Source organism: Verrucosispora sp. FIM060022 (genome assembly GCF_003977705.1).
GTDB classification, from domain to species: domain Bacteria; phylum Actinomycetota; class Actinomycetes; order Mycobacteriales; family Micromonosporaceae; genus Micromonospora; species Micromonospora gifhornensis.
In genome coordinates, this window is sequence record NZ_RQIV01000002.1 from 174,512 (window position 1) to 190,392 (window position 15,881).

At 72.1% G+C, this 15,881-nt stretch carries 14 protein-coding genes; 4 read left to right on the top strand and 10 right to left on the bottom strand.

Annotated elements, in window-relative coordinates:
- Window positions 1-144: 144 nt before the first annotated feature.
- Both dapC and fdxA read right to left on the bottom strand, forming a co-directional pair.
- Window positions 145-1,254 carry a succinyldiaminopimelate transaminase gene (dapC, locus tag EG812_RS07325; RefSeq protein WP_043725730.1) on the bottom strand — a complete coding sequence of 370 codons (1,110 nt, stop codon included), beginning with the start codon at window positions 1,252-1,254 and terminating at the stop codon, window positions 145-147.
- Entirely contained in the window at window positions 1,251-1,577 is a 327-nt protein-coding gene (gene fdxA / locus EG812_RS29540) for a ferredoxin (protein ID WP_007464872.1), read from the bottom strand. The genes dapC and fdxA overlap by 4 nt, the downstream gene beginning before the upstream one ends.
- A gap of 79 nt (window positions 1,578-1,656) precedes the next feature.
- On the opposite strand from fdxA, the gene EG812_RS07335 reads away from it, so the two are divergent.
- Window positions 1,657-2,616: a GNAT family N-acetyltransferase gene (locus EG812_RS07335; protein WP_043721885.1), complete on the top strand. Its 960-nt coding sequence runs from the start codon at window positions 1,657-1,659 to the stop codon at window positions 2,614-2,616.
- 29 nt (window positions 2,617-2,645) lie between these two features.
- On the opposite strand, the gene EG812_RS07340 is transcribed toward EG812_RS07335, so the two are convergent.
- The 3 genes from EG812_RS07340 to mshB all read right to left on the bottom strand — a co-directional run bounded on the left by EG812_RS07340 (window position 2,646) and on the right by mshB (window position 4,567).
- Window positions 2,646-3,110, bottom strand: a complete 465-nt coding sequence (locus EG812_RS07340) for a hypothetical protein (RefSeq protein ID WP_013735788.1) — start codon at window positions 3,108-3,110, stop codon at window positions 2,646-2,648.
- 78 nt (window positions 3,111-3,188) lie between these two features.
- Window positions 3,189-3,626, bottom strand: coding sequence for a hypothetical protein (locus tag EG812_RS07345; protein ID WP_043725732.1), 438 nt, complete (start codon window positions 3,624-3,626; stop codon window positions 3,189-3,191).
- A 14-nt stretch (window positions 3,627-3,640) separates the two neighbouring features.
- Window positions 3,641-4,567: an N-acetyl-1-D-myo-inositol-2-amino-2-deoxy-alpha-D-glucopyranoside deacetylase gene (mshB, locus tag EG812_RS07350; protein WP_013735790.1), complete on the bottom strand. Its 927-nt coding sequence runs from the start codon at window positions 4,565-4,567 to the stop codon at window positions 3,641-3,643.
- A gap of 86 nt (window positions 4,568-4,653) precedes the next feature.
- Between mshB and EG812_RS07355 the strand changes: the two genes are divergently transcribed.
- Window positions 4,654-6,798 (top strand): S9 family peptidase, encoded by a 2,145-nt coding sequence (locus EG812_RS07355; RefSeq protein WP_013735791.1) that lies wholly within the window; start codon window positions 4,654-4,656, stop codon window positions 6,796-6,798.
- A 1-nt stretch (window position 6,799) separates the two neighbouring features.
- On the opposite strand, the gene EG812_RS07360 is transcribed toward EG812_RS07355, so the two are convergent.
- Genes EG812_RS07360 through EG812_RS07380 form a run of 5 tightly spaced genes read right to left on the bottom strand, consistent with a single transcriptional unit; the run spans window position 6,800 to window position 12,540 of the window.
- Window positions 6,800-8,542, bottom strand: a complete 1,743-nt coding sequence (locus EG812_RS07360) for an ABC transporter substrate-binding protein (RefSeq protein ID WP_013735792.1) — start codon at window positions 8,540-8,542, stop codon at window positions 6,800-6,802.
- Between the two features lie 15 nt (window positions 8,543-8,557).
- Window positions 8,558-9,544 (bottom strand): ABC transporter permease, encoded by a 987-nt coding sequence (locus EG812_RS07365; protein WP_126711187.1) that lies wholly within the window; start codon window positions 9,542-9,544, stop codon window positions 8,558-8,560.
- Between the two features lie 5 nt (window positions 9,545-9,549).
- Window positions 9,550-10,542 (bottom strand): ABC transporter permease, encoded by a 993-nt coding sequence (locus EG812_RS07370; RefSeq protein WP_126711188.1) that lies wholly within the window; start codon window positions 10,540-10,542, stop codon window positions 9,550-9,552.
- The gene (locus EG812_RS07375; RefSeq protein ID WP_126711189.1) at window positions 10,539-11,507 is read right to left on the bottom strand and encodes an ABC transporter ATP-binding protein; all 969 of its coding nucleotides are present in this window, start codon (window positions 11,505-11,507) and stop codon (window positions 10,539-10,541) included. Before EG812_RS07375 ends, EG812_RS07370 begins: the two co-directional genes overlap by 4 nt.
- 4 nt (window positions 11,508-11,511) lie before the next feature.
- Window positions 11,512-12,540 (bottom strand): ABC transporter ATP-binding protein, encoded by a 1,029-nt coding sequence (locus EG812_RS07380; RefSeq protein ID WP_126711190.1) that lies wholly within the window; start codon window positions 12,538-12,540, stop codon window positions 11,512-11,514.
- Between the two features lie 176 nt (window positions 12,541-12,716).
- Between EG812_RS07380 and EG812_RS07385 the strand changes: the two genes are divergently transcribed.
- Window positions 12,717-14,153, top strand: a complete 1,437-nt coding sequence (locus EG812_RS07385; protein ID WP_013735797.1) for a TldD/PmbA family protein — start codon at window positions 12,717-12,719, stop codon at window positions 14,151-14,153.
- 55 nt (window positions 14,154-14,208) lie between these two features.
- The gene (locus EG812_RS07390) at window positions 14,209-15,672 is read left to right on the top strand and encodes a TldD/PmbA family protein (protein WP_126711191.1); all 1,464 of its coding nucleotides are present in this window, start codon (window positions 14,209-14,211) and stop codon (window positions 15,670-15,672) included.
- Window positions 15,673-15,881 lie beyond the last annotated feature (209 nt).

Sequence of the window (15,881 nt, forward strand, 5' to 3'; positions counted from 1 at the left end):
CGCCGCTCTACGGCAGCGTCCTGAGCGCCGCAGCCGGGACAACCTGCTGCGGGTCTTCGAGCGCATCAACGGCGTCTGACCGCGCCGGTCTCCCCGTCGATCCGGCAGGTCAGCAGGACCGACGGGGAGGAACGTGCGGGTCGGTCAGAGCTCGGCGAGGCGGGCGGCGACGGCGGCGATCCGCTCGTCGGACTCGGTGAGCGCGGCCCGGACGTACTGGCGGGCACCGGGACCGTAGAAGACACCGGCGGCGACCAGGATGCCTCGTCGGGCCAGCCAGTCGACGGTGTCCCAGCAGTCCTCGTCGCGGGTCAGCCAGAGGTAGAGCCCCGCCTCGGAATGCTCGACCCGGAACCCGGCGTTCGTGAAGGCCGACCAGAGCGTCTCGCGCCGCGCGCGGTAACGCTCCCGCTGCTCGGTGGCGTGTTCTTCGTCACCCAGGGCGGCCACCATCGCCGCCTGCACGGGCGCCGGCACGATCATCCCCGCGTGTTTGCGGATCTTGAGCAGCTCCGCCACCAGGGCCGGATCACCCGCCACGAATCCCGCTCGGTAGCCGGCGAGGTTGGACCGCTTGGACAGCGAGTGCACCGCCAGGACCGAGTCGTACGAGTCACCGCAGACCTCGGGCGCAAGCACCGACACCGGTTGCGCCGTCCAGCCCAACGGCAGGTAGCACTCGTCGCTGGCGACCACCGCGCCACGTTCCCGCGCCCAGTCCACCACCTTGCGCAGATGGGTGGCGGGCAGCACCCGCCCGGTCGGGTTACCCGGCGAGTTCACCCAGACGAGGCGTACCCGGGAGGTCGGCCCGACGGCGGTCAACGAATCGGCGCGTACGGTGGTGGCCCCCACCAGCCGAACCCCGTCCTCGTAGGTCGGGTAGGCGATCGAGGGCACCACCACCACGTCGCCCGGCCCCAGCCCGAGCAGGGTGGGCAGCCAGGCGACCAACTCCTTCGAGCCGATCGTCGGCAGCACCCCGAGCCCGTCGGGCCGGGCACCGCAGGAGCGGGTCACCCAGGCGGTGATCGCCTCCCGTAGCGCGACGGTGCCGGCCGTCAACGGATAACCCGGAGCGTCGGCCGCGTCGGCCAGCGCCCGCTGGATCACCCCGGGGACCGGGTCGACAGGCGTACCCATGGACAGGTTGATCAAGCCGCCCGGGTGCGCCGCGGCCTTCACGGCCGCGGCGTCCAGGGTGTCCCAGGTGAAATCGGGTAGCCGTGCCGAAACCGGCGCGGGCCGGTTCAGTGCCCCTCGCCGCGCGGCGGCTGCGCGGCGACGAAGGTCGCGTCCTTCTCCACCTTGCCGATCTTCGAGGCGCCCCCGGGCGAGCCCAGGTCCTCGAAGAACTCGTAGTTGGCGCCGGTGTAGTCCTTCCACTGCTCCGGAACGTCGTCCTCGTAGAAGATCGCCTCTACCGGGCAGACAGGCTCACAGGCACCACAGTCGACGCACTCGTCGGGGTGGATGTAGAGCATCCGATTGCCCTCGTAAATGCAGTCGACCGGGCATTCCTCGATGCATGCCTTGTCGAGCACATCCACGCACGGCTCGGCGATGATGTAGGTCACCGGTCTTCTCCTCCGCAAGACACGCCGCGATCACCCGCGACGCTAAGAGCCTAGTATCTCGTCGGGGAGGAGGTCGATCGTGCTCGGAGAGCAGGATTTAGGACACCGGATCGTGGTCCGCCGCGTGGTGGGCATCCGCGCCGGTCGTCCGGTCTTCTCCGACGCTCTCGGCGAATTGGTCGAAGTGACCGATTCCTACCTCACTCTGACCACCCGTACCGGGCAGCTGCGCGTCCCGATCACGGAGGTCCATCGCGCGAAGCGGGTACCGCCGACACGACGCCCGGCCGCCGACGCCGTGATCGAGGTGGAACTCGCCGCCGACGAGGCCTGGCCCGCACCCACCCGCGCCCGGCTCGGTGGCTGGCTGCTGCGCGCCGCCGACGGCTGGACCGGGCGCGCCAACTCCGCCCTGCCGGTCGGCGATCCGGACCGACCGCTGCCGGCCGCGCTGGACGCGGTCGAGCGCTGGTACACCGACCAGGGCCAGCCGCCGCTGGTCACCACTCCCCTGCCGCTGGCCGCACCGGTCGGCGCCGAACTCGACAGGCGCGGCTGGGACAGCCGCCCGCCGGTGCTGGTGCAGACCGTCGGGCTGACCGTCCTCACCACACCACCCGACGCGGATGCGGGCGCGGCCGTCATCGAGCTTGTCGGGGCGCCCTCGGACGAGTGGCTCGCGGTGGCGGCCAGCCGCAAGGGCGGGCTACCCGCGGCCGCCCGGCACGTGCTCACCGCCGTGGACCAGGTCCGCTTCGCCCACGCGTACGTCGACGGGGCGCTGGTGGCCGTCGGCCGGGGCACGGTGACCGGGCAGGGCCGCTGGCTGGGGCTGTCGTTGATCGAGGTGCTGCCCGCCGCCCGTGGTCAGGGTCACGCCACCGCCCTGACCCGGGCGCTGGGCCGGTGGGCCGAGGCGGCGGGCGCGACCGACGCCTTCCTCCAGGTGGAGCAGCACAACACGGCCGCGGTGGCGCTCTACCGCAAGCTCGGCTTCGTCACCCACCACACCTACCGCACCCGCTTCGCCCCAGGCTGACCAGCGTCAGCGCCAGCACCCGGCGGGCGTCAGCGGCGCACGATGCGCCGGGGCTTGACGCCGCCGGCCTCGGCGTACCGCTGCAGCCGCCGCGAACGGTAGTCCCGGCCCAGCGTGGTGAGCAGCAGGTGACCCAGGATCGCGCCGATGCTCGTCGCCACCAGGTAGAGCAGGATCTGCCAGAAGAACGTGGCGCTGCCACCGCCGAACGGGTTCTGGCCGACCAGCAGCGGCCCCACCAGCATGGTCAACGCGAGCGCCATGCCGATCGCCGCGGCGACCTCGACGCCCCACTGCGCCGGTGGCCGCGACTGCCCCCAGGCGACCGCGATCCCCGCCAGGATCAACCCGATCACCACGAACATCCCGAGCGTCACTCGGTCGGCGGCCGCCTCGTCACCGTCGAAGCCGAACCGGATGATCAACCGGGCGACCACGTTGACTGCGAACAGCGCAATCGTCAATGCACCGACTGCGCGCCACCGCTGACCCATCGCACGCCTCCCGCCGTACCCGTCCACCCTCGTGGCGGACTCCTGGCAGGAATATCTACCACTCGCGCCCTGTCGGCGTCACCGACCGGATGCCGTAGGTCCCGCGACGATCGCTCGGAACGCCATCACCGCGAAGGCCATCACGCCGGCCACCACCAGGATCAACCCGACCCAGTTGCCGATCAGCAGCACGTCACCCTCGTTGGTCCGGTCGGCGGCGGCCACCATGATCACCACCCAGGGCACCGCCGGCAGGGCCACCGCCCAGCGCCGCCCGACCGCCTCGATGGCGAACCAGCTCAGCGCGACGTTCACCACCACCGCCACGAGCGCCGCCAGGCCGACCAGGTGACCCCCGATCCGCAGCGGCGCGAGCAGCAACTCCAGGACCGCCGTGACCGCACCGGCGACGACGACCACGACCCCGCCGGCCACCCGCAGCCCGACGTCGAGGAACCGCGACACCCGCGCGGACCGAGGCGGCTGCGGCAGTTGTTCCTGCGGGGCGACGGACATCGCGGCGGGCGAGGTCACCGTTGACCGGCCGAGACGACCGCTGTCGGCTGGGAGACCCCGCCGACGTCCAGCCCGGCGAACAGGTCGGACTCCCAACCGTACGGGCCGCTGCCCGGCCCCTTCGTCCCGACCGCGAGGGTGAAGTACTCCACCCCCATGAACTCGGCACCGAAGTTGCCGGCGATGGTGTAGAGCCAGGAGGTGGCCGGGATCTGGGTGGCGTGGGCCCGCATCGCCGCCTCCTTCGCCGCATGCTGCTCGGTGGCGTCGATCCGCGCCGCGATCTGCTCGTCCGGCGTGCAGAACGGCAGCTCGGTCGCGTCGGTGATGCCGGCGAACGGGTTGTCCGACGACTCCTCGAAGTGCGTCATGCCCGCCTCCAGGACGCTCTGCGGCATCGCCGTCCAGTAGACCTTCGCCGGGGCGAGGCCCTCCTGCGCGGCCAGCTCGATCGCCCGCATCGTCACCCGGTTGGCCTGGATGTGGTCCGGGTGGCCGTAGAACCCATTCTCGTCGTACGTGATGACGACCTGCGGGCGGATCTCGCGGATGACCTCCAGCAGTTGGCCGGCGGCCTCGTCGAGGTCGGCCTGCCAGAACGCGCGGGGATGCTGGTTGGTGGACAGGCCCATCATGCCGGAGTCCCGGTAGCGGCCCGCGCCGCCGAGGAAGCGGTGGTCGGTGACGCCGAGTGCGGCGCACGCGGCGGCCAGCTCGGCGATCCGGTACCCGCCGAGCTGATCCGCCTCGGCGGCGGCGAGCCCGGCCAGCGCCGGGACGTGGATCTCACCCTCCTCACCCAGGGTGCAGGTGATCAGGGTGACGTGAGCACCCTCGGCCGCGTAGTGGGCCATCGTCGAACCGGTGCCGATGGACTCGTCGTCGGGGTGCGCGTGGACCAGCAGCAGGCGGCGGTCAGGCAGCGTCGTCACGACGGTCACTCTAACCGGCGGTTTGTCCGCGCCGGCCCTGACGCGTCCGCTCAGGTCGGTCACATCGCACTGCCCACGGGCCTACCATCTGGCCTGTGGACTTTCCCGAGCTGGCCGCCCGCACCCGCCGGTTCAGCCATGGGGCGCCGCGCGCCGTCACCGTGGCCGACGACGGCGCCCGGGTGATCTTCCTACGTTCCAACGGCCCCGAGGACCCGGCCGACGCGCTCTGGCAACTGGACGTCGCCACCGGCGAGGAGTGGCTGGTCGCCTGCCCGGTGACCCTGCTCGGCGCGGAGGCCGACCTCGCCGCGCTGAGCCCCGGGGAGCGGGCCCGCCGTGAGCGGCTCCGGCTGACCGCCGCCGGCATCGGCTCGTACGCTCTCGACACCGCCGGACGGGTGGCGGTGTTCGCGCTGGCCGGCCGCTTGTTCCGGGCCGACCTGGTGCACGGCGACGTGATCGAGGTGCCCGCCGTCGGGCCGGTCCTCGACCCCCGGCCGGACCCGACCGGGCAGCGGCTGGCGTACGTGACCGACGAGGCCGAGGGCGTACGCCGGGGTCAGTTGCGTGTGGTGGACGCCGACGGCACCGACAGCATCCTCGCCGGCGAGGACTCCGGGGTGGTCTGGGGACTTGCCGAACACATCGCGGCCGAGGAGTTCCGGCGGCACCGGGGCTACTGGTGGGCGCCGGACGGTCGTTCGGTGCTGGCCGCCCGGGTCGACGAGTCCCGCCTGCCGCACTGGCACCTGCACGATCCGGCGCAGCCGACAAGCCCGCCGACAAGCGTCGCGTACCCGGTGGCGGGTGGCCCGAACGCCGAGGTCAGCCTGCACCTGCTCGACCTCGACGGCGGTTGGGTCGACGTGCACTGGGACCGGGAGACCTACCCCTACCTGACGGCGGTGCACTGGGCCGAAGGCCCGCCGCTGATCACCGTGCTGCGCCGCGCGCAGCAGCACGGGCTGGTGCTCGCCATCGACCCGCGTACCGGTGAGACGCAGGTGCACGCAGAGTTGGCCGACCCGCGCTGGGTGGAACCGATCGCGGGCACCCCGGCGCACCTGCCCGACGGGCGGGTGCTGGTCGGCGGCGAACTCGCCCACGACGGGTACGACGCCCGCTGCCTCTTCGCCGACGGCACCCTGCTCACCCCGCCGTCGCTGTACGTCCGCCGGGTGGTCGGCCGGCTGGCCGCGATCAGCGGTCCGGCGGACCTGCTGGTGGAGGCGAGCGACGGGGAGCCGAGCGAGCAGCACCTGTTCCGGGTGCGCACCAGCATCGGCGGCGGGGTGGACGCCCGCCGGCTGACCAGCGACTCGGGCTGGCACACCGCCGCGGTCGGCGGTGACGTGCTGGTCATCGGCACCGCCTCGCTTGATCACGCCGGGATCCGGTGGACGGTCCAGCAGGGCGACCGGGAGGTGGCCACCCTACGGTCGCTGGCCGCCACCCCGAGCTACTCCCCGCTGCCCCTGCTGGAACGGGTGACCGACCGGCGGCTGCCCTCGGCGGTGCTCTACCCGGACAACCACGTCAGCGGTCGACGTCTGCCGGTGCTGCTGGACATCTACGGCGGGCCGGGCCATCAGGAGGTGGTGGCCGCGCGGGCGGCGTGGCTGGAGCGGCAGTGGTGGGCCGATGCCGGCTTCGCGGTGGTGGTGGTCGACAACCGGGGTACGCCGGGCGTCGCACCCTCGTACGAGAAGGCCATCCACCGGCGGGTGGCGGACGTGATCCTGACCGATCAGGTGGAGGCGTTGCACGCGTTGGCCGCCAAGCATCCGGATCTGGACCTGGACCGGGTGGCGGTGCGCGGCTGGTCGTTCGGCGGCTGGCTGGCCGGTCTGGCGGTGCTGCGCCATCCGGAGCTGTTCAAGTGCGGGATCGCCGGTGCACCGGTCACCGACTGGGCCCTCTACGACACCGCGTACACCGAGCGTTACCTGGGCATGCCCGACGACGGCCTGGACGTCTACGCCCACCACTCGCTGGTCGAGCTGGCCGCCGAGCCGGTCACCGACCCGGCCGACGCCCGGCCGCTGCTGCTGGTGCACGGCATGGTCGACGACAACGTGGTGGCCGCGCACACGCTGCGCCTGTCGGCGGCGTTGCTGGCCGCCGGGCGACCGCACTCGGTGCTGCCGCTGCCCGGCGCGACGCACATGGCCGCCGGTGGCATCTCCGAACGCCTGCTCCGCCTGGAACTCGACTTCCTCCGCACCCACCTGGAGTAGCTCAGGGCTTGACGTGGGCGTCGAGCAGGCAGGGGTAGCCGAAGACGCTGGAGACGAAGACGCCGCCCACCTTCGAGCCGTGTACGAGGTATGCCACGTCGACGTAGAGCGGCACCACCGGCGCGTGCTCCCGCATGATCCGCTCGTCGAGGCCGGCCCACTGTGGGGCCTGCTCGGCCGGCGGCAGGGCGAGGATCCGGTCGAACTCGGCGCTGATCGCCGGATCGTCGAAGTACGACTCGTTGCTGTTGCCCGCGGCCCTGATCCCGCGTCCGTCGTAGAGCACGGGCAGGATCGCCGCGCCGCTCGGCCAGTCGGCCGCCCAGGAGCTGAGGTACAGGTCCCAGGGGTTGTCCCGCTTCTTGATCTCGTCGAGTTTGGCATCGTCCGGGATCGCCCGCACCGTGATCTTGAAGCCGGCCCGCTCCAGGTTCCCCTTGAGCTGTGTCGCCAGCTGCTGCTCGACCGAACTGTCGGCCGCGCCGAGAACCAGCTCCGGAGTCTGCCCGCCGAGCAGCTCCCGGGCCCGGTCCGGATCGCCGTTGCGGCCCGCCGGATAGGCGTCGTACGCCCGGTGGCCGATCGTGGCCGGCGGCATGAGCGTGGTGTTCGGCGCGGCGACGTGCGGCCCGCCGAGCACCTTGACCAGGCCCTCCCGGTCGATGGCGTAGTTGAGCGCCTGGCGTACCCGCAGGTCGGTGACCCGCTTGTTGTTGATGACCAGATGGTTGGCGGTGGGGGTCGGGGACAGGATCGTCCGGGACCGCAGCGCGGCGTCGCCCGCGACCCGGGAGACAAGCGAGGCGGGGACGTAGTCCCACGACAGGGCGGCCTGGTCGGCGCCGTTGTCGGCGATCACCCGGTTGGCCGCCGTGTCAGTGGTCGGGCCGAAGCTCCAGACGAACCGGTCCGGGTACTGGTGGCGAACCGGGTCGGTGGCCGGGTCCCAGTGCTCGTTGCGCTCCAACACGATCTCGACGCCGGCCCGGAAGCGGGTCACCTTGTACGGCCCGGACGAGAACGGCGCGTGACCGAGGTTGATTCCGGTGTCCCGGTCCGCGGGCAGCGGCGCGGTGCTCGGCAACGACGCCGCGAACGGCAGGTCACAGCGCGGCCGGGCGAACTCGAAGCGCAGCGTACGGTCGTCGGGCGTGGTCAGTCCCGGTGGCAGTGCGCCACGGTTGGCACCGAAGTCCCACGCGGTGTCGTACTGCGGGGTGTCGGCGAGCCATTCCTGCAGGTAGGTGGGGCCGCCGGTGAGGTCCGGGTCGAACGAGCGGGCGATGCCGTACGCGATCTCCTTGGCGGTGACCGGGCGACCGTCCTCGAACCGTACCCCGTCCTTGATCTTGAACTCCCAGACCGTGCAGTCGTCCTCGACGTTGCTGCCGGGCGTCTCGGCGAGGTCGCCGACCAGCACCAGGTTGCCCTGGCCGTCGTCCTTCCAGGTGGTCAGGGAGCGGGCGAACAGCGGTGCGGCCATCAGGCCGGCGAACGAGTACGTCCGCTGCGGGTCGAGGTGGGAGACGGGTGTCTCCCGGATGATGGTGAAGGTGCCGCCGGCCCGGGCGCCCGGCACCTCGGGGGCCGGGCCCCACGAGTCCTTCGGGTCGGTGGCGATCACCCCGGTCTGCTGGCGGCCGGTGTCCACGGTGCTGCTCCCACCGGTGTTCGCAGCGCAGGCGCCGAGCACCGCCACCAGTGTGGTCGCGGTGCACAGCGCAGTCGTCAGGCGTGCTCTCACGTTGTCTCCACCCGTTCAGCCGAGCCGTACGCGCGGGTCGATGGCCGCGTACAGCAGATCCACAAGCAGGTTCGCCAGCACCACGAAGACCGCCGCGACAAGCACCGTTGCCATGATCATCGGCAGGTCGCCGGCGCGTACCGCGTCCACCGCCGCCCGGCCCAGCCCCGGCAGACCGAAGGTCGTCTCGGTGATCACCGCGCCGCCGAGCGCCGCGCCGACGTCCAACCCGGCGACGGTGACCACCGGCGTGATGGCCGCGCGCAGCGCGTGTTTCCCGTACACCCGGGTGTTGCTCAGGCCCTTGGCCCGCGCGGTACGCACGAAGTCCTCGCTCAGCGTCTCCAGCAGCTGCGCCCGGAACAGCCGGGCGTAGATCGCGGAGTACAGGAAGGCCAGCGAGCACCAGGCGAGCACCAGTCCGCCGGCCCAGCGCAGCGGGTCGGTCGTCAGCGGCGTGTACGCCGGCACCGGCAACCAGTGCAGCGTGTAGACGAAGACCAGCAGCAGCACCGCGCCGACGACGTACAACGGCACCGAGGCCCCGGTCAGCGTGAAGCCGATCGCCGCCCGGTCCCACCAGGTGCCGGGACGCAGCGCGGAGAGCATGCCCAGGCCGACGCCGAGCAGCAGCCATCCGATCGCCGCCGGGACGACGATGCTCAACGTCACCGGCAGCACCCGGGCCAGGGTGTCGGTGACCGCCTCGTTGTTCACGTACGACCAGCCCAGGCAGGGTGCGTCACAGCGGCCACCCTGCGCGCCGCCCAGATCCCGCCCGACGACGATGCCCTTCAGGTAGTTCGCGTACTGGTCGACCAGCGGATCACGCAGACCCAACTCCTGGCGGACCCGTTCCAGCCGCTGCGGATCGCAGTTCTTCGGGCACATGCCGCTGACCGGGTCGCGGGGCAGCGCGAAGAACATTCCGAAGGTCAGCACGCTCACCGTGAACAGGGTGAGTACGGCGCTGAGCGCCCGTTTCAGCAGAAACCGCAGCACGTCGACTACCTCGCCGACCTGGGGTCGAGCGCGTCGCGCAGCGCGTCGCCGAACAGGTTGAACGCGAACACCAGGGCGACGAGCGTGCCGCCGGGGAAGAGGACGAACGCCGGGTCGGTCTGGAGGTAGTCGAGGCTCTGGTAGATCATCCGACCGAAGCTGGGCGTCTGTTCGGTCAGCCCGACACCGATGAACGACAGGGCCGCCTCGCCGGTGACGAACTGCGGCACCGCGAACGAGAAGGACACCAGGATCGGCGCCCAGGTGTTCGGCAGCAACTGCCGCACCAGCAGGTGACCCAGCCCTGCCCCGCTGGCCCGGGCCGCCGCCACGAACTCCCGCTCGCGCAGCGCGACGACCTGCCCGCGTACCAGCCGGGCGGTGCTGGTCCAACCGAACACGGCGAAGATCGCGATCAGCACGCCGACCCCGAAGACCGGCGGCACCTCGTCGCGCTGCCCGTAGAAACGCGCCGTCAGGGTCGGGGTCAGGGCCAGCGCGACGATCAGGAAGGGCATGGCCAGGGTCAGGTCGGTGAGCCAGCTGACCACCGCGTCGAGCCAGCCGCCGAGGTACCCGGCCAGCCCGCCGAGCACCGCCCCGATCACGGTGCTGAGCACCGCCGCGGTGCAGGCGACGAAGAACGACGTACGCAGGCCGTACACCAGGCGGATGAAGATGTCCCGCCCGAGCCTCGGTTCCAGCCCGAAGAAGTGCTCACCGGAGACACCACCGGCGTGACCGAGGGGCATGCCGAACCCGTCCAGCCGGCTCTGGAACTGGTCGTGCGGGCCGATGCCGTACGCCGCCTCGATCAGTGGCGCGGCCAGCGCCACCAGCACGAACAGCGCAAGCACCGCCCCGCTGACGAGGGCTGTGCGGTCGCGGCGCAGCCGCATCCAGGCGAGTCGGCCCGGCGAGCGGCCCACCGTCCGCCCCGCCGGAATCGGATCGCCGGCCCCGGTCCGCAGCGTCCCGTCCACCGGCGAAAGGCTCACGCCGACGCTCCGTCGGGAAAGTGGCAGGCGGTCGCCTGGTTGCCGCCGTCGCGCCGGATCAGCGCCGGCTCCTGCACCGCACACCGCTCACGGGCGCTCGGGCAGCGGGTCCGGAACCGGCAGCCCGACGGCGGATCCAGCGGGCTGGGCACCTCACCGGTCAGCCTGACCCGCCCGGCCCGGTCGCGCCGCGCCGCGTCCGGCATCGCCGACAACAACGCCCGGGTGTACGGATGCTGCGGACGCCGGCAGATGTCGTCCCGGTCGCCGATCTCGACGATCCGGCCGAGGTACATCACCGCGATGCGCTGGCAGAAGTGCCGGACCACGGCCAGGTCGTGGGAGATGAGGACGAACGCCAGGCCGAGTTCGCGTTGCAGCCGGCGCAGCAGGTTGACCACCTGGGCCTGGACCGACACGTCCAGGGCGGAGACCGGCTCGTCGGCCACCACCAGCCGTGGCCCGGTCGCCAGGGCGCGGGCGATGCCGACGCGTTGGCGTTGACCGCCGGAGAACTCGTGCGGATAGCGGTTGTCGTGTTCCGGGTCCAGGCCGACCAGTTCCATCAGCTCCCGCACCCGGGCTCGTACGCCGCCCGGCGGAGTGATCCGGTTGACCCGTAACGGCATCGCGATGATCTGGCCGGCGGTGTGCCGAGGGTTCAGCGAGGCGTACGGATCCTGGAAGATGATCTGCATCTGCGGCCGGAGCGGACGCAACGCCCGCCGCCCGGCGTGGCTGATGTCCTGTCCGGCGAACTCGATGCGCCCGCCGGTCGGTTCCAGCAGCCGCACCAGCAGCCGGGCGGTGGTGCTCTTGCCGCAGCCGGACTCCCCGACCAGGCCGAGTGTCTCGCCCGCCGGCACCTCGAAGTCCAGCCTGTCCACCGCCCGCAGCAGGCCGCCGCGTACCGGAAAGTGCCTGGTCAGTCCGCGGACCCGCAGCAGCGGCTCGCCGGCTGTCATCGCGTCACCCCGGCACCCCGGCACCGTCCCGGGCGTACCGCCGGGCGCGCTGCTCGTCGCCGAGGTGGCAGGCCACCCGGTGGCCGGGCACCCCGGCGCTACGCAACTCGGGTCGCTCGACCCGGCAACGGCCGTTCGTGTCGGCGGCGTAGCGGCAGCGTGGGTGGAAGGCGCAGCCGGCCGGCACGTCCGTCGGGCTCGGCGGGCTGCCCGCGATCGCCGCCAGGTCCGTCGCCGGGTCGCCGTGCCACGACGGCACGCTGGAGAGCAACCCCCAGGTGTACGGATGCTGCGGCCGGCGCAGCACCTGGTCGACGCTGCCCTGCTCGACGGCCCGGCCGGCGTACATCACCAGCACGTCGTCGGCGACCTGGGCGACCACCCCGAGATCGTGGGTGACCAGCAGGATCGCGGTGTCGAACTCGACCTGAAGGTCGGCCAGCAGCTCCAGAATCCGGGCCTGCACGGTGACGTCCAGCGCCGTCGTCGGCTCGTCGGCGATCAGCAGGGCCGGATCGTTGACAAGCGCCATGGCGACCATCGCCCGCTGCCGCATGCCACCGGAGAACTCGTGCGGGTACTGGTCGTAGCACCGTTGCGGCTGTGCGATCCCCACCCGGCCGAGCAGCTCCACCACGTGTCGCCGGGTCTGCGCCCGACCGGCCCGCCGGTGATGCACCCGGTACGCCTCGGCGATCTGCCGACCGACCGGATAGTACGGATGCAGCGCCGACAGCGGGTCCTGGAAGATCATCGCCATGTCCCGGCCGCGCAGCCGGCGCACCTCGGCCTCCGGTCGGCCGACCAGTTGACGCCCGCCGAGGGTGATCCGCCCGGTGACGGTGGCCTGCCGGGCGTCGAGCAGACCGAGGACGGCCAGCGCGGTGACGCTCTTGCCCGAGCCGGACTCGCCGACCACCGCGAGGGTGCGCCCGCGCTGCACCGCGAACGAGAGACCGTCGACGGCGCGCACCACCCCGTCGCTGCCGGTGAAGCTGACCCGCAGGCCGTCGACGCGCAGGTAAGGGACCACAATCGCCTCCCTCCGCGCCCCCGGGGAAGGGAAACTACAGCAGAAACGTGAGAGCTGAAACCAATCTACGTACCCCTTGCTGCTCGAACAGGATCGCACGCACCGGATCGCCTTCGCTGCCCCGCTCGTCCCACCACTGTGCTGACGTTTGTCAGCGACTCGCCTAGGGTCGGATCATGAGCGAGTTCGACGCGGCATCCGCCGCGGTACAGGCCGCCCTCGACGCGGGTGCCCGGTATGCCGACGCCCGGGTGATGCACCGACGCTACGAGTCGATGTCGGCGCGCAACGGCGAGATCGAGGCGTTGACCCAGGACGAGAGCGTCGGCCTGGGCGTACGCGCCCTGGTCGGTGCGAGCTGGGGCTTCCACGCCGTACCGGAACTGTCCGATCGGGCCGCCCGCGACGCCGGCCACCGGGCCGCGCGGACCGCCGCCGCGAGTGGCCTGGTGCCGGGCCCGAGAGTCGACCTCGTCGCCGGCACACCGGCCACCGCGAGCTGGTCGTCACCCTGCACGGTGGACCCACTCGGCGTCTCCCTGGCCACCAAGGGTGACCTGCTGGTGGCCGCCACCACCACAATGGCCGACCACGGCGCCGACCTCGCCGAAGGGCTCTACCAGGTCTGGGACACCACAAAATGGTTCGTCTCCAGCGAGGGCCACCGCATCGACCAGCACATCCGCGAATGCGGCGGCGGCATCTCGGCCACCTCGATCGGCGACGACGAGACACAACGCCGGTCCTGGCCGAGCTACCGGGGCCAGTACGGCACCACCGGCTGGGAGCTTGTCGACTCGCTCGACCTGACCGCCCATGCGGCGCGCATCGCCGAGGAGTCCCGGGAGCTGCTGACCGCGCCGCTCTGCCCGGCCGGCGAGACCGACCTGATTCTCGGCGGCGAGCAGTTGGCGTTGCAGATCCACGAGTCGGTCGGGCACGCCATCGAACTGGACCGCATCCTCGGCTGGGAGGCCGCCTTCGCCGGCACCTCGTGGCTGGATCTCACCCAGCTCGGCTCGCTGCAGTACGGCTCGGAGCTGATGAACATCACCATCGACCCGACCATCCCGGGCGCGCTGGGCAGCTTCGGCTACGACGACGAGGGCTCACCGGCGGTCAGACGTGACGCGGTGCGCGCCGGGCGGTGGGTGGGCGTGCTGGCCGGGCGGGACTCGGCCGCCGTCGCGGGCCTGGACTACGGCGGCAGCGTACGCGCCGACGGCTGGGCGCGGCTGCCGATGGTGCGGATGACGAACGTCGGCCTGGAACCGGGCCCGCACACGCTGGACGAGATCATCGCCGCCACGGACGAGGGGGTGCTGATGGACATCAACCGGTCCTGGTCCATCGACGACAAGCGGCTGAACTTCCAGTTCGGTTGCGAGATCGGGTGGGAGATCCGCAACGGCCGGCGCGGGCGGATGCTGCGCAACCCGACGTACACCGGCATCGGGCCACGGTTCTGGCGCTCGATGGACATGCTCTCCTCCGAGATCGTCCCGTGGGGCACGCCCAACTGCGGCAAGGGCCAACCCGGCCAGATCGGGCACACCGGCCACCCGGCCGCCCCGGCCCGCTTCCGCAACGTCCGAGTGGGAGTCAAAGCGTGAGCGCGAGGAGTGAGCCGTTCCGGCGAGCCCCGCAGTCGCGAACGAAGGTGGATTCATGAGTGAGTTGACGCTCGCTGGGCAGGAATTGGCGCTTGCCGGGCAGGTGGTGGAGTTGGTGGGGCGGCTCGGCGGGGCGAGCGCGCAGGCGGAGGTGACGGTGAGCCGGGCGGAGCTGGCGTTGACCCGGTTCGCCAACTCCGCGATCCACCAGAACGTCGCCGAGTCCGCCGTGGAGGTCCGGCTGCGCATCCACCTGGACGGTCGTACCGTCGCCGCCAGCAGCACCACTGTCGACCCCGACGGCCTGCGTGGGCTGGTCGAACGGGTGCTCGCGATGGTGCGGTTCGCGCCTCGGGATCCGGCCTGGCCGGGGCTCGCCCCGCCGGCGCCGGTGGCCGCGTCGCGGTGGGACGCGGCCACCGCTCAGGCCGGGCCGCACGACCGGGCGGCGCTGGTCCGGGCCTTCGTCGACGCGGCGGAGGGCCTGGAGACCGCCGGCTACTGCCGGACCGCGTTCCGCTCGGTGGCGTTCGCGAACTCGGCGGGCCAGGCGGTGCAGGGTCACACGGTGGAGGCGGCGATGGACGGAATCGCCCGGGTCGGCGGCGTCGACGGCACGGCCCGCGACTGTGCGGAGCGGCTGGCCGACCTCGACGCCGCCGCGTTGGGGCGTCGGGCCGCCGCGAAGGCCCGGGCCGCCACCGACCCGGTGGAGTTGCCGCCGGGGCGTTACCCGGTGGTGCTGGAACCGGCCGCCGTGGCCGACCTGCTGGAAAATCTCGCCTGGTACGGCTTCAACGGCAAGCGGTACGCCGAAGGGCAGTCCTTCGCCGAGCCCGGGGTGGCCCAGTTCGATCCGGCGGTGACCCTGGTCGACGATCCGTTCGACGCCGCCGGGCTGCCGTTCGACCTGGAGGGCACGCCGACGGGCGCGCTGCCCCTGGTGGACGCGGGGCTCACCCGCACCGTGGTGCACGATCGGCGCAGCGCCGCCGCGGTGGGCGGCGGGTCCACCGGGCATGCCTGGGAGGGCGCCAGCACCGTCGGCCCGATCCCGCGCAGCCTGCGCCTCGTCGCGGCCGGGGCGACGACCACATCGGGTCCGGCCGGCGCTGCTCCGGTGACCTCGGACGCGGCAACCGGCACTGCGGCAGGTGGTGGGGCGGTGGGGCCGTTGGCCGGGGCGGTGGCCGATGCCGATACCGCCGCCCTGGTTTCCCGGATGCCACGCGGCCTGCTGGTCAGCGACCTGTGGTACACCCGGGTGCTCGACCCGAAGAGTCTGGTGATCACCGGCCTGACCCGAAACGGGGTGTGGTTGGTCGAGGATGGCCAGGTCACCCGCGCGGTCCGCGACCTGCGGTTCACCGAGTCGTACCCGCGGGTGCTCGGGCCGGGTGCGGTGGTGGAGGTGGGTCGGCGTACGGCCCGCCAGCCGAACCGCTGGGACGGTGCCCGGTGGGAAGCGCCGTCGCTGGCGCTGGCCTCCTGGAACTTCACCGGCGGGGCGTCCGGTTGACCAGCCGTCGACCGCTGGTCGATCTTTTTCGGACGCTCGCATATTGATCATGGCAGGAGGCTTTCCAAAGAGCGGGACACACGGGACACTGCCTTGCGCGGACGGCCCGCCTAGATCGGCGTAACGTGTGTCACTTAGCTGCTCCGGTACGCCCGGCGCGGTCGTTGGTGTGCGCATGACGTGACATGCGGTGCCGGCATGCCGGCCCC